This is a genomic window from Bacteroides sp. OM05-10AA (assembly GCF_003439055.1).
GTDB lineage: Bacteria > Bacteroidota > Bacteroidia > Bacteroidales > Bacteroidaceae > Bacteroides > Bacteroides intestinigallinarum.
On the sequence record NZ_QSUR01000066.1, the window covers coordinates 1 to 16,634 of the forward strand.

Here is a 16,634-nt window from a genome sequence, read left to right on the forward strand (position 1 = left end):
CAAACCGTTATTAGCTTCAATTAGCTCTTTAGATATTAAACCTTTTAGGAAGGTGAGAAGTCCGGCAGCCTCATCATTTTCTATTTTAGAAAGATAAGTTTTCTCTATTTTATCTAAAATTATTTTCGCTGATTCTGCTATTTCTTTAGTGATCCGGAGTGATGATAGCGTGTTTTCCTCTGAAAGTTCTGTCTCGTCATCATTTTTAATAATCCGTGATAGAATTTCACCAAGAACTCGGAGAGATGAAAGAACATTTTTATCGGTTAATGATCGCATGTCATCAACCTTTATGATATCAATATTAGTCCCTCCACCACCAGTTATTAACGTACTGCCACCCCCGCTACCAGAGCGTACAACAGTGGCCCCAGCCGGATAATTTTTCGACCGGGGGTTAGATGGAATTACTCTTGACTTTATTAAGATATCACTCATACTTCTATCATTATACACTGAAATTGATTCATCTTATAATCGATTGTGCCTCCAACATTGATGAATCTCTTATTAACCATATAATTGTCAGACAAACGAGTTATAGGCGTTAAATCAGGTGTCTCTTTTATTACTTGTGTTAACTTTATCTGGGGGGCACTATACCGCTTAATTATTCTTCTTATTAGATGCTCCTCTGGGCGGATGGTTGTTCCTTCAATCACGGAGTATAAGTTATCAGTCAGATAGTTATCCCCTATAATAACTTTACTATAACAAGCTCCATCATTATTATGAGAAGTAATCTTAAATTCTATTTCCTCCAATTCATTGATATAATTTTCATTGACTACATTTTCATAGATACGGTCTGAATTGCTATTGCCCGTTTCTGTATCATCTTCTGTTTTAGTAAAAGACAATTGGAAGTTCTTTATATAGACTGCAGTCACACTATCATGGACCTGCGGAGTGAACATCGTAAACCTAATAGTGCCAGTTAGCAGATTTTGGGGTAATTCGATGATATAACCATCTGCTTTATAAGGCATACCTAAAGTTTTTGTATTCTCTATAGAAGTATATCCTGTATTTTGAGGATTAACAGACATGGAGAATGTTGATTCTGTTTTAACCCATTTGGATCCATTCCAATAATTTCCTCCGATCTCAAGACAACATATTAATTTCAAACTACTTGTTGCGCCTTTTGTTGAACTGTAATAGTGATTGTCGATTCTATTACTCTGTGCCACATCCCCAGAAATACAGAAAGCTCCTCCGCTATATGCAGCACATGGAAGCTCATTAGCAAAGGTAAACATCTCTTTGTTAGCTTCCAATTTAACTTTTTCATAATGAGTTCTATCTGTTAAATACTGGGATTGTGTGATAATACGTATACAATCATCATATGAGAATTCATTAATCGAACGTTTATAACTTCCATCATCTTGTCGAGTCAGCGTATAAATACAAACACGATAAAGTTGTGCTCCTAATAAATATTTAGAATCGTGAAGATAATATTCAAATAATTTATATACAGTTGGATTTTGCTTTACTAAGATAATTTCCTCGTCTCTTATGCCAGGAGTTACAGCTTGAGCAGGAGGGAGAAAATAACCGTTCACCACACGTACAATTGCATTAAAAGTTTCTTCTGGAAATATCTCACCTATCGGATAATTACTTGCTTTTATAACAGCCTTATTGTAGCCAGATAGTATGTCTAATGAATGTCCTGAACCAGAGAAACCTAAACTTTGAATATCAATAGTGGTCGGAAAAAATATTTGATATTCAGATGCTAGATCTGTATTATATCTATAATATCTTTCCTTGTGGTCAATATCTACAAAGTATAATTCACCTCTCCAATCAACACAAGTCCAATTGAGTAATTTACATATTTCCTCCAATATTTCTTTCAGTGTCATTGCTTTGTCATCTTCGTCAAAAAAATTTTGCTCACTTATAGTCATATCTTGCAAGATATTAAGACCGTCTGAATAGGCATTGGAATCCTTAGCATATACATAAGGAAAACACACGGAGTTATATTTCCCTAAGGAAGAAGCAATACACTTTTTTAATAAGCTCCATAAAGAAATAAATACTCGTCCATTTTCTTCTGCCTGTTTATAATCTATGAATTCAAGAGCAGCCATAGCACTTATACACTCTAATTCAAGCTCAAATGTCTCTGATACGTAATCCTGTGTGTAAAGTTCTGGTTTTATGAATCCACACCAAGTAGCTAAGCCATTTACTTTCAATGTCACCCGATACATTTGATAAGCCGTAGAAAACAAACTTTGCAGGTAGTCACTACCAACCACCCGGATCGTTGCTGTACTAAATCGAGTAGGAGTATAAAGAAATTCTTCATCCTCTATATCAACTGTAAAAGGAGAATCACCAGCAGGGGTTAGTTCTTTTGATTTACCTGTATAGTCTTTCTTTTCGATTTCTACCACACATGGGACATTATCCAGTGTGGCAAATGGTACTGTGTATATTAATCCGTAACTCATGATATTGGTTTCTTTCCTTGTGATTTAAGTTCATTATTAATCGTAAGAATGAGGTCCTTAGCCCGGACTCTAGTAGTTACTGTTGATGACATATTACCACCTCCACCCAGATTCCCAGAATTGATAGCTTCAAATAGTCGGGATTGTTGCCCCTGATTCAAAATCATTTCCCCGGCATTTACACGGGCTAGTATTTTATCTCCAGAAGTAGGACCACCGGTTATTATTCCTCCTGTAGCAAATTTAGGAATAGCCGCTGCCGCTATCATAGCTTCCATAGCAGCTATTTGAGCCGCTGCAAGCCCTACACCAGCGAAGGGTATGGCAGCATAAGCCGCCGTACTTTTTGCGGCCATTTCAACAGAAGCCGCTGTTGATTTTAGAGTACTAGCCGAAACCTCTGCTGTTGTTTGAGTGCCGAGTGCAGTAAGTTCCGCTGTAGTTTCAGTCGCTGCATTTGCAACCTTCGTTCCTGTCACAACGGTGTCAATAGCAGCTTCTGTTTCTTTTGCCTTTGTGAGTTTATCGGTGATCTTCGTTAGGTTTTCAATCATTTTAATGATGGATAAGAAAGCATCTACCACGTTTGTCATAGCATTCCAGATAGCCATAATTCTTTCCCACCCGGTTGCATCTACGTCATTCATAACATCACGAAGGTTACTGAACGCACTTACAATGCGGTCTGAACTGCTTGCAATGTCCTTGACACCAGAATACAATGATTCATTAAGCTCTTTATTGAGATTCTTGATATCCTCCTGGACTTGTGCCAATTTCAAAGCTTCTTCCAATGACGGAACATTAGCCATGGCGTTAGCTACTTCGTCTGATAATGTCTTTCCAATGACTCTTGCTTCTTCTTTGTATTTATCTGCTAACTCTTTAGCCTTGTCGAGCTCTTCGGATTTAATGTCTACCTTTGTCTTTTTGTAGTCGAAAGTAGTATCACGCGGTTTTACCTTAGTGGATGATGAAAGGAGTTTGGCATTTAACTGCATAGCTGTGATAAACACATCAGCCTCATCTCCGATACCTTTGATGCCAGCAGCGGATTTGGCTGCTTCGATCGAAAGGGACACAATATTGCTGTTCAAATCCTTTTGAGACATTAAGCCCTTAGCTTGCTGCACTTGGGCTTCTTTTACCTTTGCGTTATAGTCTTTCTGAACCTTTTCAAATTCAACAAGAGCAGCATTCTTATCTTGATTCTTTATAGCAGCCTCTGCTGCTTCCTTTCTGGCTTTCAGATACTCGCTTTCAAGAACTTTTTTATTACCTGTTCCTTTAGCTTGAGCATACATCTTTATGTTCAATTCACCAAGATTCTTGTTATATTCAGCTTGAGTAATCTTTCCTATTTCTAGTTCGGCTTTTAATTCTTCGAGTTGTTTATTGAAAGATTCCTGCTCTTTTTGTAGAGGAGTTTTTTTCTTTTTACTATCATCGGGATCAGTGATAGGAGTATTTTTTATTTCCTCCTTAGCAACTAAAGCAGCATATGCTTTTGAGTTTTTATCTGCATCAACTAAAATTTTATTAGTATTGTTTAAATCTTTAGTTATAAGCTCAAGCTCTTTAAACGGCAATATATCTTTTGACGTTTTGACAAAAGAATCATAATCATATGATGTCGCGTTTACATCTATGGGGCTATCAGAGTTCCTTGCATTGTATTTATCTACAACTTCCTGTTTTCGCTTTGTCAGTTCTTTGCGTTCTTGCAATGATTGCGTATATTGATTTGTATAATAATCCGCTAAAGCTGTATTTCTCATTAATGCTACACGTTGCTGTATAGCCTTATTGATATCACCATTAACTTTTAATGTTTTACTGTCAATAGAGAATGCTGTTCCAAGAAGTGTGTTCAGTTGGTTTAGAGCACCGACACGAGTTTTATATGAGTTATTTGTGTCGTTTATTATATTTCTTAATTGAGTAAGTTTTATAACCTCTGCATAATTTCCAGCACCTGCCTTTTGAGCACCTTTCTGATATTCCTGATATTTTTCATTAACTTCTTTCTGTCTATCTCTCCATGCGCTGATAACTTGAATTACCTGTGTAATGCCAGCGATTATCATCATTGGAGCCAACGATTTTACAGCAGACTTCAAAGCTATGTTAAGTTTTGCGGCTCCCGCAACAGCCGAATTATAAAAACGATTTGCTCTGAATCCAGCTTCATCGAATGCTTGTCCCGCTTCCTTGGCCATCTTTTTAGCGGCAACTAATGCCGCCCTTTGCATCTTAGCAAATTCAGCAGTTATATAACCAAATACTTTACCTCCAATATAACCAGAAACAGCAGATACAATCCACATAAGTAAAGTTTTCAAGTTCTTCTGTACATACTGAACCGCTTTTGTAGTTCCATCAACAATCTGTTTGTAAAGGTCCTGTATTCCTGTGCTATTAGTAAAATCTGTAAAAGCGTTTTTCAGGCGATTTACGGATGTTTCCAAGTTGTCAGTATCAACATTAGGAATCATCTCGTTGAGTGCTTCTGCGAACTTAGGAAGCACGTCTTTACTCATTAGCTTACCCTGCTTCATCAGCTTGTCAAGTCCGGCAACAGAGACACCCGCAGCTTTTGCCATCGCCTGTAATGCAACCGGAAGACGTTCTCCCATCTGTAGACGTAATTCCTCGGAACTAATCTTGCCTTTACTCATCATTTGAGAAAGTGCAAGCATAACCCCATTACTATCGTCTGCGCTCATCCCAAAGGCTGTACAAGCGCGGGAAACAGATTCGAATACTTTCCGCTGATCCATCATTGACATACCGGAGATGGATGCAGCAGCCGTAAACTTGGCATAGTTAGCCGTCAAAGCGTTAATCTCTAGTCCATACTTCTTTGCCAAGTCCAGTAAATACCGCTGATTGTCGGCATATTGTGACATACTACCGGATACATTCTTTAGTGCGGTAGTCACTCTATTAGTTTCACGGGCTACTTCAATGAGCCGAGAAACGAAATTACTCAAACCTAAGCCACCGGCCCCCAGAGCTGCAGCAAAAGTAAGAAACTGCATCTGCATTGATCTGAATGCAGCTTTCACTTGATTTGAACCTCTCTTGAAGTTTTCCGTCAAGAGATTGATCGCTATACTAAAGCTTAAACGTCCTGCCATAATATCTTTACTTACAATTATTTATTCCGTTATTCATAAATATTTCAAAGGTTTCTGCATCTTCCGCCAATGCTCTTTCAGCTTCTTTCATATCCTCCATCTCCTCCCAGGGGAATGAATATAGATCCCGGGCACTCGGCAACTTCTTGCCATCAACATGAGGGAGGATATTCAGATAAGTCCAGAGGCGATCACTCTCCATTTGCTCTTTCTTTTTACGCTCATATGCTTCGATATATAAAGGCAGATCACATAATTCCATTTCTTCCAATGCGTAATGCGCGTCTAATCCTGACATGATGAGCGTTGCAATCAATTCGCCAATCATACCAGGAGTGACCTCGGTACTACCTAGATCAGATGTTTCCTGTTTTGTCTGGAATTGGCTTAAAACTGCTGTTTCCCGTTCTAATACTGAAATCATTTCATGGGCTATCTTCTCATTGGCAAGCGTATGCCGGAATACCTCAAATGCATACATTACACCAGCAATGTTGCAGATGGTTGTAGTGTACAATAGTGCATCTACATCATCTTTGTCAGTGTAGTCCATCTGGGAAAAAGACTTTTTCCGAAGTTGTTCCCATCGTATAACTGATTTCATATTTATCTTTATCCTCATGTCTAGCCTGAATCTCTTTTTAGAAGCAGGGGCATTTATCGTTATGGGAGGTCCCGGACGATGGCATCTACTATTTATAACTGCTGCTACAACAAACAGCACAAATACGACAATGACTGATATTATGAATATGCCCATAGTTACTTTGATTTTTTGAATAAAAAAAGGCAGCCATCATCTGACCGCCTTCGTACTTGTTTACTTATTGCTTATTATGCTCCTGGAACGGCTTCAACCTTTTGCAAAGCACCAACTCCTTTAAAAGATGCAGAACATGTTGCAATCTGCCCGTTATCGCTCTTTAGTGACAAAGAGGTTAGCATAATCTCACCTTTGTAATTAGGTTTGGTAGTATCAATTGCGAAACTACCACCAACGTTGGTTTTATCAGTAATGGTTGACTCACCGACTACAAACTGGAATGTTTCACCCGTATCTACATGCTTCAGTAGTTCGTCGTAACTGGTTGCCCCTTCTAATCGGGTAAGCAATGATTCACTACTGATAGTGAAACTTTTCTTTCCTGGTAATGATGCAGACCAATCGCCGCACATTTTATTGGAAATATCAATCTCCTCAACTGACACTTCCAGGGAACAACTGGATGCGAACGCTACCGGATTTTCACCAAGGAAAAGGAATAACTGACCTCTTACGAGGTCTTTACTTGAATCATGTTTAACTGCTGCCATACTATTTAAAATTTTAGTTTTACGTTTCATTTTTACTCTACTGAAAATTGAAGCACCTGAAAGTATTTTCCTTCTGAATAATCCTCCGTAGAGTCTTCCAAGTGTATAGTCATATCCGGGTTAGAAAATTGACCTTCTAAAGCCTCATATATTAGAGAAGCCAACTGTAGGCTGCGATCATAATCATCACTAACAGCATTTACAAATACAGTAGGAATTTGCCGGGCAACGCCCATTTTAGTATATTCTTGTTTGTAACCATCACGCTGATAAATGATGAAATCACCTTCTGTTTTCAATGGAGCAACGACAGGAAATATTTTCTTTCCTATCAGAGAGGTGATCTCTTCTGAATCAAGTAAAATGCTTCTAATCTCGGTTGTAATTGCCAATTTATTCATTAGCTTCTGTTATTTATTCGTTGAACGGCTCTTTGGACACCTTGATAGAGTGCACTCATAGCCCTACCCTCTTCACTCACTTTTGTATCTGACCAAAAACGATTAGCTGGCATAATACCTCGATTCGCACCACTCTTTGTTCTTCTAATTTTTGTTCCGGAGTCCACCAAGTGAGAATGATTACCACCTGGACGATCAAAGCCCGCGAGTGCTCCTAGTTTATTCCGTTTAACTCGGTTTGTAAACGAGTTCATCAAGTGGTTGGTCTGTTTACCGTGGTAAAGAAGACGAGACCGGAGATTAGCTCTACCTTTAACTCTGAAAACATTAACTGCAGATCGAAGACCACTCTTTATAGCCTTGTCCTTTTCGAAGTCCTCTAAATTGTCTACGAGGTACTGAATGTTTTCCCGATCTATTTGTTTAATCTCGATCATGTATCAATTTTTTCAAGAGTTAATAGCAGACTATTATCGTTTATTTGAGGATTAACCATTTTGAGATTATACTCATTGCCATTGTAAGTAACATGGAGATTCTCTTTGATTGCCGGATAATTACGTACCTGAAAAACGAGTGTATGCCCGATAAATTGCTCCATTGCACTAACCCCGTCCCTGTCTGCAATAAGAGACATCTTCTTTCTACATGCCCGACATTTAAACACTTCTTTATACTCTTTCTTCACTGCCCCTGTAGGACTCTGCGTTTCAACCGGAGATTTGAATACAAGTAATTCGCGTAATAATCCTGCTCTCATTTTGAATAGTCTCTATAAAGATCAACTAAGTATTTTGCCCCTTGAGAAATTTCCTTTAGAGTGGCATACGCCGTATTTTCCCGATTTGCATAATAAGCACCAAGACACAGCAACATCGCCTGAACCAGCGGTGCCGGGATATTCTTACCACCGTCAATGGTAGCAAGTTCTTCCACTGACACACAAAGCTCCTTCGCAGTTTTTTCTTCAGCTACAGTGATAAGAGTCTCTATATACGGATCTTCATCCGTATATGAGGGCTCTATATTCAAGTGCCTTTTTGCCATATCTAAGGTCACGTATGCCATATTACTTCATGGATGCGATACAGAATGACTCTTTACGAATAAAGCCCATGTTCCAATATGAGTTGGTGATGAGTCTTACGGTACCATTGAGCGCTTGCGTATACGGATCGACCAACAATTCAATGCCTCCCCACTGGCCTAAGAAGTAATCAGCCCAATTACCAAATACAGCACCGAATTCGTCTGTAGCTTCTCCTAGTTCTTTTGGCAAGTTATTAGTGCGCAACGCTTTGTATCCATTAAGTTGTCCGTCACCATTGCCCGAGAAAATAAAGCCGCCGGCTCCTGATGCGTCTTTCACCTTCGTTTTTGCCTTACCGATGAGCGACGGATGAAGGACATAGGCGAGATTACCGAACAAAGCGTTCTGTGTGTCTGCATTCGTCTCCATTGCAACGATTTGTGCCCAGTTAATATCCCCTTTTACGGTACCACTAAGAGTGTGGAACATTCCATCCGGAGTGTTCTCTACACCCTTGTTTTTACTGAATGCTGTTTGCTCAATCTTTTGCGCAATAGCTACAGCAATAGCTTGGCGGATATAAGCCTCAACAGACGCATTCTCCTGAACGAGTAACTGTTTGGAGATATCGACATAAGCCGTCAAACGAAGAGGTTTGAATATTTCTCCTTTAGTAAAGTTACCAGCACCATCTTTTGCGGCACTGTTTTCCCCTTCCCAAAACACGTTAGCCCCTGAAAACTGTGGCCAATAGATATTGCCTTGCAGACCTGTCATAAAACGAGCTCCTGCACGGGCCAACACTAGTGCCGATTGCAATGGAAGTAACATTTCCTGTTGTTCTTCGTCGATGATAACGCCTGTAGCTGCTTCGGTAGCAGCGGTAAAAGCAGCACGTTTCTCCATGTTTACTGGAACGACAATACTGCGTTTGTCAGATATCTGCGCTCCTGATGAATTATGCAATGCGGTAGCTGCGTCAATAACGCTTGCGTCAGCATCGTTTTGTTTGTATCCATCCACCATGTTCGCAATCGCCCGACGCAATGAGAATCTCTCATTCGTTACAGGCTGATGTCTTTTACCTTGCTGACGATTCATAACCTCATGCTCTTCGATTTCGAGATCAATTTCCGCTCTGCGCTGCTGATTTGTTCCAAGTTCCTCGGCTTCTTCCGGTTTGAACTGACGTTTTTCAGTCTTTGCGCCATTAATAATCTCTTTAGAACGAGCAATCAGCTGATTTCTTTCGTCCTTTAACTCTGTAATACTTTTTTCTTTTGCCATAAATTTATAAATTTAATGATTTCTCTATGCTTTGGTAATACTCTTCTGGTATTGCCTGTTCGTGCTTACGAAGTTCTTCTTCAGCTTGTTCTTTTCCTCGCAAACACACGGACGTTTTGCTGTATGCCGCATTATACACGGGAGAGGCGTCATATAAATTGCCTATTTTGTGTACTGTGCGTTTCCAGGTTCCGTCACTCTTCTTTTCCCAAGTATCTTTTTCAACATCGAAACAGAAAGAGCTCTGATCTATCTCTCCGCGGCGGAGGTTTTCCAGCAACTCTTCTCCGAGTGCCGTTTTCGGTGCCTCGAATCGGTATTTTAATCCTTTATCATCCACGGATAGCAATAATGATCCTGTTCCTTCTTTACATCTTGCAAGAATACCACGAGCCTGATCGTGATTCAACAACGCAAATACATCGCTTTTTTCAATAACTCCGTCCAGAGCTCCACGCTCTATAACTTCTTCGAATGGAAGTCCGTCGGATGGTGTATTGAATAATAAAGCATAACCCTCTACAGTTCTCTTTTCTTCCGTATCTCCAGTTAGTTGCACCTGGAATGCAGTATTTCTTATTTCTCTTTTTTCGTCCATAACAGTGCTTTTACTTACTAACCAAAAAGTTGTCTGACAAATCTGGATTATTTTGCGGTTCAGCGACTTTTTCTTTAACCGCATTGTCCAGCGTCTGCACATTCACCTGTACAAAAGCTTTGTCTCCATTCTCAATTCTAGGCATATTATTTTCTCTTCGAACCTCGTTGGGTGTGGCTGCTCCTACGGTGGCCAAATCTTTCCAGAATGCCGCCTGTGCGCTCTTATCAGTTCTTAGAATAGCGGAAGTGTCGAATTCTGCTATAAATCTTCCTCGTTCAGATGGCAGAAAGACTTTGCGGTTAATTTCTAATTCTATTTTCGTAATGACTGCGAGAGCTGTGTCTGTTAAATATTGAAGTTGAGTAGCTTCTACTGTAGAATAACTGGATTTAGACAGATCGAAAGCTTTGACTGGAGATACAGAGAAGAATCGGCAGAGATCCACAACATTAAACTGTCTGCTTTCAATGAACTGACTATCTTTGGGGCTTATAGAAATGGGTTGGTACTTCATATTCCCCTCCAGCACAGCAATACCATTCGGGTGCCCAGTTATAGGATTCGTACGTTCTTCCCACGTTTGATATATTTGATCCTTTTTCTTCTCATCCAATCGGGCCCCTTCAACTGTCAGTATACCTGCAACACTAGCTCCACTTTTAAAAAAACCTTCTGCATGTTCCTCTGTACTAGTTGCAATCCCTAGGGATTGGCGGGCATGCTCCAGCGTAGACACCCCAATAATACCATCATAAGAGAAATTAAGTACGTGGATCATATCACGGGGTTCTACAGGTTCCCTGAATCCAACAACTTGGTATCTTTTACGCATAATTCCTGATCGGTCAGTAATCCAGGTAATCGTTACCTGACTAGATGGTAGATAAATGAGCTGTGTGGCATTCATCCTACTATCCCGCTCAATATATGCATAGCCATTACCTGTAAGCAAAACGGACGCCATGAGTGTTTTAAAGAAAACATACCGAGTCATATCTTCATTAGGCTCCATATTGAGCATGTAATATGCCGGATGCGATTTAGCCTCGGCCTTAAATCCATCTGCATCTAAATGATAGGTTTTCAGCGGAAGCACGGCCACACTGTCCGAAATGAGATCCACGCAGCGGTATACAGTAGACAACAGCATAGGTTTACTTCTGCTGGTAAACATAGGACGGGAGCCATTAAAACTCCAGGCTGTAACCTGTGATGTTTCCTGTTTACTCGCTTTTCGTATTTCAAATCCTAAAAATTTCATATATATGCTTTTTCTACTAACCAAAAAGTTGTCAGACAAATCAATAAAATTCTCCATAACGAGGAGAAACTAGATATATTCCAAGTGCTTCCAGTTTGGCGATCACACCATCTATTTTTTTCTCTTCAAACTGCTTGGACGGTTTTGTGTTGCCGTTCCGATCTCGGGCCATGACCACGTTACGGAAGCAATGCCGATTAATTACATTATTGTCGATAACGGCTTTACCGGAGAGAATCAAACGTTCCATCTCCTTTGTCGGGCGGTTGAAATTTCCGAGATTCTGACCATATGGCTCCATCGATAGCCCTTTTTCCTCTGCGTTAATGACAAATTGAGTGGAGTTCCAGGAGTCGTAAGCGATTTTTTGAATGAATACTATTTCCCGGATACTCATTATGTCATTCAGAATATAATCGTAATCGGTCACATTACCGGGTGTGATGGTTATATGTCCTTGTCTTCGCCATTCTCCATATAAATCTTTAAACCGCTTTTCCTGTAAGGCGGCTTCCGGCAGGTAATAGAGTGTTTTGAAATAGTACTTATCCGATGTGGGAAACATAAAATTAACACAGGTAAGGTCGCTGGTACTTGACAAGTCAATACCGGCATAGCAATCCATATCCCGGAACTGTTCAAAGTCAAGATTAGCGGAAGCCTGCAAAATATAATGATCCGGTATCCATACGGTTTCCGAGTCACACCAGATATTGAAATTCTTTGTTTTAATGCCGACTTCTTCCGATGGAGCATTAACTGCTGATTGGACTTGTGTCTGTAGATATTGCGGTTTGACTGTAACTCCCAGATTAGGGTTACTCTTCTGCCACGTTTGCGGATCTTTCCAATCGTCCCCCTCATCAGGAGAAAAGATTCCGGCAAACAGTGCGTCGTTTTCTTTTAGTCCAGACAGCACCTCCGTGCACATTTCCCGGTACTGGTAACACGGTCCTAGCTTATCGAATCCGGCCGTAGTGATAATAACCGCCATCGGATTATCACGCATACCCTGTGAGGACTGGAGTACGTCTTTTAGACCTGTATTCTTTGCAGCGTGATACTCATCAATCAAATACATCGAAGCATTAAAACCGTCTAACTTTGAATCATCTGCGGCAAAGACCTGTAAAAGAGATAACATCTTTTCAAATTTGACCTTATCACGATAGGAAACAAGATCTTTTCCTTTCGGATCAATCCCTTTTGCGAATTGAGAGCAGAACTTGAATGCGATTTTAGCCTGTTCTTTAGAGTTAGCTGCCAGATCCACTTCTGCATCCATTTCTCCGTCAGCGATTAGATGATACAATGATAATCCGGCTGCAAAAGCTGTTTTCCCATTCTTTCGTGCAATCTCTATGTAGACATACTTCACAAGTCGTTCATCTGCCTCTTTGATATAGAACCCATAGATAGCCGCTATTACAAATTGTTGCCATGGTTGTAAGATGAACGGCTTTCCGGCATGACGTCCGGTGAAATGTCGAAGAATGGAAAAGAATTCTATAACTTCATCTGCTTTTTCCTCTTTGAATTCGTATCGATCATCCTCCATCATGGAGAAAAAACGTTCAGCAGCAAGCTGAATAAACTTACCGGATACGACTTTCTCGTCTATAACGTCTTGAGCGTATTTATAGTAAGCCTTTGTTTGCATTAACGAGTTTCTTTCTTACCCTTCAAATACGCCTCAAGTGGAGATTCTTCATTATCTCCCGCATTCATAGCTTTGATTTGCCCTTTACTTTTAGCAGTCAACCCATATTCTTTTGCCAGTTCTAGATATTGACTCCAATTCTCTTTGAGTAGATTCGCCTCCGGACGTTTCACCCATTCGCCTTTTAGATTCTTCATCGTCATTCCATCCTGCGCCAAGACTTCAACGCATTCCAGATAAGCATCATAAGCTGTGGCCATCCGGTGCAGCTGGGGAATATCGGCTATTTCCAGCTGACCTCTATCATTCAATTGCTTCACAAGGTCAGATATAATCTTTCGGGCTTCTTTATGCTTGATTGTTTCGGGTAATTTAAAGCTGATTTTCTTCTTTTTTTCCATGATTTTGACTCGTTTTATTATAAAACCATACGATTGTCAGACAGAAACGAGATATTTAACAAAACGAAACAGTTTGGCGTTTTTCAAAAAGTTCCGTGTGTGTGAATCAGGGTAGGGCGAGGTTTCCGAGCTCCATTTTCTCAAAATTTGACCCCATACCCCCTCCATAGCGCATTTAATGTTAATTTTAACTTAATTTTAAGAATACCACATTGAATTCATAGGGAAATCCCTATTTATTCAATTCATGCACAGATATTGCCCTAAACATTTGCACATATACAAATGATTATGTATCTTTGTAGTGTCAGATAAACAAAGTATTAACCCTTTAAAACAAAGTCATGAAAGAACTGAATGAACTTGAGCGAATTGAGTTCGAAATTGAAAAGGAGAAACAGAATCTAAGAGAGTGGAAACGTAAGGTGCTTATATTGGAAATAGAAAAAGAAGATGATGAAGCCCGTACTGATGCAATACTCGAAAGGATATCAGAACTCCTTGAAAGGAAAGAGAAATTAAAGAAGTAGTAATCGCCCCTCTTCGGAGGGGCATAACTCTAACAACGATATGAGAACATTGGAAGAAGATTTGTTGAAAATGGATAGTTTGCATGGAGATGAACTTGATGCACACTTGTATGAGATGAAGGCTTTGTATACCAAGCCAGAAGAGAAAGAAGCTATTAGAAAACATCTGGATAAAACTCTTGCCACAATAGCTAACAACGTTGAGAGTATTAGTAATCGTCTCACTATACGGGAACAGATGAATGAAATTATAGATTTAATCCCTGTGTCATACATCGCCAAGAACTACTTTGGCAAGAGTCGTGCTTGGCTGTATCAACGCATTAACGGATATAAGGTTAGAGGGCATGTGTATACACTTAATGAGAAAGAACTTGAAATATTTAATCGTGCCTTAAAAGATATTGGAAATAAAATCGGTTCACTTTCAGTTGGTTAATACAACTGTTATCTGACACCGCCTTTGCTTGTGGACCGTGCAAAGGCATTTGGGGGAGTAGCTATGTTCTACTCCCTTTTTTATTGTGCACTGCTTGATGACATTTTTTGCACAGACTCATAAGATTGTCATAGTCATAAGCTAAAAAAACACGTTGCACCGGATCATCCGTACTCATAAATGAAGTTATATGATGGATGTCTTCGGCTAGAGTTGTTTTGTTTTCTTTCAAACAAGTTTCACAGAGTGGATTACACGCAAATTTCCAGGCACGTAACCGACGCCAGCGATCGGAGTTATATATTTTCCGACGTTCAATGTCGTAATAGTTATCACTCTTCTTCTGTTGTTTTTGAGGCTTGTAAATAGTCGGCATAAGGTATTTCTTTTAAAAGTTTATTATCGTTGATGGCCTGATATTCTATCATTCGGAAGCGATAACAGAAATAATCTATCAACTCCTTATCGGTTGATAGACTAGAAGCCTTTTCATCTTGTGAGACAAAAACTACTGTATCTTGAAAAAGATCTTCTTTACTTTTAGAGCAGTATAGTCCTTGACCATGACTGACACACATAGCTCTCAAGCGATCATAATTGTGTGCAATCATGGTCATAACTTTAATGTTAACCTTTCCCCTTCTCGGTTCTCTCATTCTGTATCTTCCAGTTTCCAGATTCATCAATCAATTCTTCAAGACTACGGTTTACCATTCCTCGAATGATAATCGATGTACTAGTATGTGTTATTTTTGAAAGTTCATTCAAAAGCATCACACTACGTTCATCCAACCGAATAGAAATGCGTTTTTTATATTCCATTATTAGTATTTTATAGCCTCATCTTATTAAATCATTTTCTAAAAAACATATCTCCCGAAATGGACCGGGCTGTATCATCACCTGTTAACCGGATGTACCGGAAGAAGTTCTGCTCCGTCCGATGTCCCGTAAGATTCATTATCTCTAGCGTTTTCATCCGGCCGGTGAGATACATATTTGTCGCTGCACTTCTTCGGGCTGTGTGGCTACTGATAAGCTCCCACTTTTCACGGGTAACAGTAATAAGTCTACCACCTTTAGTATAAGAGTAAGTCACCAGATCATTCAAACCGATTTCCTTCATTATAACTTTCAGATACTTGTTGACGTATTGAATACACAACCCTCTTGGGATGAAACCACCATACTTGGCATAGATTTCCTTCACATAATCATGCGCCGGGACCTTGACATCTACATTCGTTTTCTTTGTCCGGATCACTATATAACCGTTTATCAGGTTCTGGCTTGTCAGTCTCGAATAGTCAGAGTAACGCAAGGCAGTAAGGCAACCGAGTATAAACATATCCCTGATTCTTTCCTTTGCTTTCCGCTTATCCTGCCTTTCAAACTTATAGTAATATATCCTAGTAATCTCATTCATTGAAAGGAATACCGCATTTGTAGGCTCACATTTCAAATCAATTTCATCATAGGTAACATCTACTGCATAGTTATATTGCGATGCTCGTCGAACAAGGGACTGAATCTTCTCGATATATCCGACTATCGTGTTATGCCGCAGACCTTGGTCCTCTAAGTAGATAATGAAATCGTCTAAGAATTCTGCTGTTACCGAATTGGTGAATATGTCACAATCAAATTCTTCAGAAAAGCCTTCGATGTGTTTGATTATAGCATCGTAGACTGCGGCATAATGTTCAGACTTGCGCCTGGATCTCTTTTCAAGTACTTCCCGGATGAAGTCAGTGAAGAATATTCCTTCAAGTGGCTTCTCCTGACGGAAGTGATTAATATAGTCCTTTCTCGCATGGCGGGTCGGGACCGGTTGTGATAATTGTAATGCTTTGGCCGTATCATTTTAAAGGGTTATCATTGTCGTCCTTATCTAGGGAAGAATCCCCGCTTATCTCTATTCCATCATCACAGGCTTCGTTCTCACAGAATGTTTCCTTTTGATGAAATTCACACCAGCCATCACCGAATGAATCTTCATTGGTAAATAGCTTACACTCGCTGCATACTTGATCTTTGTTCATCATTAATTTGTTATACGATTATTATTTAGGTGAGTTTTTCCATAAAGCAATAGC

General features: G+C 39.7%; 19 protein-coding genes and 1 pseudogene. 2 read left to right on the plus strand and 18 right to left on the minus strand.

Translation table 11 applies throughout. The features are described 5' to 3' along the window. The 13 genes and pseudogenes from DXB58_RS26700 to DXB58_RS26765 all read right to left on the minus strand — a co-directional run. Positions 1 to 438: pseudogene (locus tag DXB58_RS26700) on the minus strand (hypothetical protein); the annotation flags it as partial. Beyond that, positions 435 to 2,474 (minus strand): hypothetical protein, encoded by a 2,040-nt coding sequence (locus DXB58_RS26705; RefSeq protein WP_122138796.1) that lies wholly within the window; start codon positions 2,472 to 2,474, stop codon positions 435 to 437. The gene DXB58_RS26705 and the pseudogene DXB58_RS26700, both read right to left, overlap by 4 nt. Continuing rightward, positions 2,471 to 5,614 carry a tape measure protein gene (locus DXB58_RS26710; protein WP_122138797.1) on the minus strand — a complete coding sequence of 1,048 codons (3,144 nt, stop codon included), beginning with the start codon at positions 5,612 to 5,614 and terminating at the stop codon, positions 2,471 to 2,473. Before DXB58_RS26710 ends, DXB58_RS26705 begins: the two co-directional genes overlap by 4 nt. A gap of 7 nt (positions 5,615 to 5,621) precedes the next feature. Further along, positions 5,622 to 6,218 (minus strand): hypothetical protein, encoded by a 597-nt coding sequence (locus DXB58_RS26715; protein WP_233527375.1) that lies wholly within the window; start codon positions 6,216 to 6,218, stop codon positions 5,622 to 5,624. Positions 6,219 to 6,448: 230 nt separating this feature from the next. After that, the gene (locus DXB58_RS26720; protein ID WP_122138812.1) at positions 6,449 to 6,928 is read right to left on the minus strand and encodes a phage tail tube protein; all 480 of its coding nucleotides are present in this window, start codon (positions 6,926 to 6,928) and stop codon (positions 6,449 to 6,451) included. Positions 6,929 to 6,960: 32 nt separating this feature from the next. Then, a complete protein-coding gene (locus DXB58_RS26725) occupies positions 6,961 to 7,329 on the minus strand; it encodes a DUF3168 domain-containing protein (RefSeq protein ID WP_122138799.1) in 369 nt (122 codons plus the stop codon). A gap of 433 nt (positions 7,330 to 7,762) precedes the next feature. Beyond that, a complete protein-coding gene (locus DXB58_RS26735) occupies positions 7,763 to 8,089 on the minus strand; it encodes a head-tail adaptor protein (protein WP_122138801.1) in 327 nt (108 codons plus the stop codon). After that, positions 8,086 to 8,376, minus strand: coding sequence for a head-tail connector protein (locus DXB58_RS26740; protein ID WP_122138813.1), 291 nt, complete (start codon positions 8,374 to 8,376; stop codon positions 8,086 to 8,088). The genes DXB58_RS26735 and DXB58_RS26740 overlap by 4 nt, the downstream gene beginning before the upstream one ends. A gap of 22 nt (positions 8,377 to 8,398) precedes the next feature. Beyond that, on the minus strand, positions 8,399 to 9,646 hold the full coding sequence (locus DXB58_RS26745) for a phage major capsid protein (RefSeq protein ID WP_122138802.1): 1,248 nt from the start codon (positions 9,644 to 9,646) through the stop codon (positions 8,399 to 8,401). A 4-nt stretch (positions 9,647 to 9,650) separates the two neighbouring features. After that, positions 9,651 to 10,244, minus strand: coding sequence for an HK97 family phage prohead protease (locus tag DXB58_RS26750; protein ID WP_122138803.1), 594 nt, complete (start codon positions 10,242 to 10,244; stop codon positions 9,651 to 9,653). A 10-nt stretch (positions 10,245 to 10,254) separates the two neighbouring features. Continuing rightward, complete coding sequence (locus tag DXB58_RS26755; protein ID WP_122138814.1) at positions 10,255 to 11,508, minus strand: phage portal protein; 1,254 nt, start codon at positions 11,506 to 11,508, stop codon at positions 10,255 to 10,257. Between the two features lie 40 nt (positions 11,509 to 11,548). Continuing rightward, on the minus strand, positions 11,549 to 13,168 hold the full coding sequence (locus DXB58_RS26760) for a terminase large subunit (RefSeq protein ID WP_122138804.1): 1,620 nt from the start codon (positions 13,166 to 13,168) through the stop codon (positions 11,549 to 11,551). Next, the gene (locus DXB58_RS26765; RefSeq protein WP_122138805.1) at positions 13,168 to 13,569 is read right to left on the minus strand and encodes a phage terminase small subunit P27 family; all 402 of its coding nucleotides are present in this window, start codon (positions 13,567 to 13,569) and stop codon (positions 13,168 to 13,170) included. The genes DXB58_RS26760 and DXB58_RS26765 overlap by 1 nt, the downstream gene beginning before the upstream one ends. Before the next feature lie 344 nt (positions 13,570 to 13,913). Between DXB58_RS26765 and DXB58_RS26770 the strand changes: the two genes are divergently transcribed. Both DXB58_RS26770 and DXB58_RS26775 read left to right on the plus strand, forming a co-directional pair. Continuing rightward, a complete protein-coding gene (locus DXB58_RS26770) occupies positions 13,914 to 14,099 on the plus strand; it encodes an acyltransferase (RefSeq protein ID WP_122138806.1) in 186 nt (61 codons plus the stop codon). A gap of 40 nt (positions 14,100 to 14,139) precedes the next feature. Beyond that, positions 14,140 to 14,538: a DUF5053 domain-containing protein gene (locus DXB58_RS26775; RefSeq protein WP_122138807.1), complete on the plus strand. Its 399-nt coding sequence runs from the start codon at positions 14,140 to 14,142 to the stop codon at positions 14,536 to 14,538. Between the two features lie 61 nt (positions 14,539 to 14,599). Here the strand turns inward: DXB58_RS26775 and DXB58_RS26780 are convergent, their stop codons facing one another. From DXB58_RS26780 to DXB58_RS26800, 5 genes are all read right to left on the minus strand, one after another. Beyond that, complete coding sequence (locus DXB58_RS26780; protein ID WP_122138808.1) at positions 14,600 to 14,914, minus strand: HNH endonuclease signature motif containing protein; 315 nt, start codon at positions 14,912 to 14,914, stop codon at positions 14,600 to 14,602. After that, on the minus strand, positions 14,871 to 15,155 hold the full coding sequence (locus DXB58_RS26785; protein ID WP_122138809.1) for a hypothetical protein: 285 nt from the start codon (positions 15,153 to 15,155) through the stop codon (positions 14,871 to 14,873). The genes DXB58_RS26780 and DXB58_RS26785 overlap by 44 nt, the downstream gene beginning before the upstream one ends. 10 nt (positions 15,156 to 15,165) lie before the next feature. Next, positions 15,166 to 15,360, minus strand: a complete 195-nt coding sequence (locus DXB58_RS26790; protein WP_122138810.1) for a hypothetical protein — start codon at positions 15,358 to 15,360, stop codon at positions 15,166 to 15,168. A gap of 31 nt (positions 15,361 to 15,391) precedes the next feature. Further along, a complete protein-coding gene (locus DXB58_RS26795; RefSeq protein ID WP_122138811.1) occupies positions 15,392 to 16,336 on the minus strand; it encodes a phage integrase SAM-like domain-containing protein in 945 nt (314 codons plus the stop codon). Between the two features lie 61 nt (positions 16,337 to 16,397). Further along, entirely contained in the window at positions 16,398 to 16,583 is a 186-nt protein-coding gene (locus DXB58_RS26800; RefSeq protein ID WP_233527376.1) for a hypothetical protein, read from the minus strand. Positions 16,584 to 16,634 lie beyond the last annotated feature (51 nt).

What these genes read in the sequence shown, in the direction of transcription:
- DXB58_RS26740 (WP_122138813.1), bottom strand. Translation starts at nt 8,376, where the DNA reads ATGGCAAAAAGGCACTTGAATATAGAGCCCTCATATACGGATGAAGAT.
- DXB58_RS26760 (WP_122138804.1), bottom strand. Translation starts at nt 13,168, where the DNA reads ATGCAAACAAAGGCTTACTATAAATACGCTCAAGACGTTATAGACGAG.
- DXB58_RS26705 (WP_122138796.1), bottom strand. Translation starts at nt 2,474, where the DNA reads ATGAGTTACGGATTAATATACACAGTACCATTTGCCACACTGGATAAT.
- DXB58_RS26710 (WP_122138797.1), bottom strand. Translation starts at nt 5,614, where the DNA reads ATGGCAGGACGTTTAAGCTTTAGTATAGCGATCAATCTCTTGACGGAA.
- DXB58_RS26790 (WP_122138810.1), bottom strand. Translation starts at nt 15,360, where the DNA reads ATGGAATATAAAAAACGCATTTCTATTCGGTTGGATGAACGTAGTGTG.
- DXB58_RS26735 (WP_122138801.1), bottom strand. Translation starts at nt 8,089, where the DNA reads ATGAGAGCAGGATTATTACGCGAATTACTTGTATTCAAATCTCCGGTT.
- DXB58_RS26745 (WP_122138802.1), bottom strand. Translation starts at nt 9,646, where the DNA reads ATGGCAAAAGAAAAAAGTATTACAGAGTTAAAGGACGAAAGAAATCAG.
- DXB58_RS26715 (WP_233527375.1), bottom strand. Translation starts at nt 6,218, where the DNA reads ATGAAATCAGTTATACGATGGGAACAACTTCGGAAAAAGTCTTTTTCC.
- DXB58_RS26775 (WP_122138807.1), top strand. Translation starts at nt 14,140, where the DNA reads ATGAGAACATTGGAAGAAGATTTGTTGAAAATGGATAGTTTGCATGGA.
- DXB58_RS26755 (WP_122138814.1), bottom strand. Translation starts at nt 11,508, where the DNA reads ATGAAATTTTTAGGATTTGAAATACGAAAAGCGAGTAAACAGGAAACA.
- DXB58_RS26800 (WP_233527376.1), bottom strand. Translation starts at nt 16,583, where the DNA reads ATGATGAACAAAGATCAAGTATGCAGCGAGTGTAAGCTATTTACCAAT.
- DXB58_RS26720 (WP_122138812.1), bottom strand. Translation starts at nt 6,928, where the DNA reads ATGGCAGCAGTTAAACATGATTCAAGTAAAGACCTCGTAAGAGGTCAG.
- DXB58_RS26765 (WP_122138805.1), bottom strand. Translation starts at nt 13,569, where the DNA reads ATGGAAAAAAAGAAGAAAATCAGCTTTAAATTACCCGAAACAATCAAG.
- DXB58_RS26785 (WP_122138809.1), bottom strand. Translation starts at nt 15,155, where the DNA reads ATGACCATGATTGCACACAATTATGATCGCTTGAGAGCTATGTGTGTC.
- DXB58_RS26750 (WP_122138803.1), bottom strand. Translation starts at nt 10,244, where the DNA reads ATGGACGAAAAAAGAGAAATAAGAAATACTGCATTCCAGGTGCAACTA.
- DXB58_RS26780 (WP_122138808.1), bottom strand. Translation starts at nt 14,914, where the DNA reads ATGCCGACTATTTACAAGCCTCAAAAACAACAGAAGAAGAGTGATAAC.
- DXB58_RS26770 (WP_122138806.1), top strand. Translation starts at nt 13,914, where the DNA reads ATGAAAGAACTGAATGAACTTGAGCGAATTGAGTTCGAAATTGAAAAG.
- DXB58_RS26725 (WP_122138799.1), bottom strand. Translation starts at nt 7,329, where the DNA reads ATGAATAAATTGGCAATTACAACCGAGATTAGAAGCATTTTACTTGAT.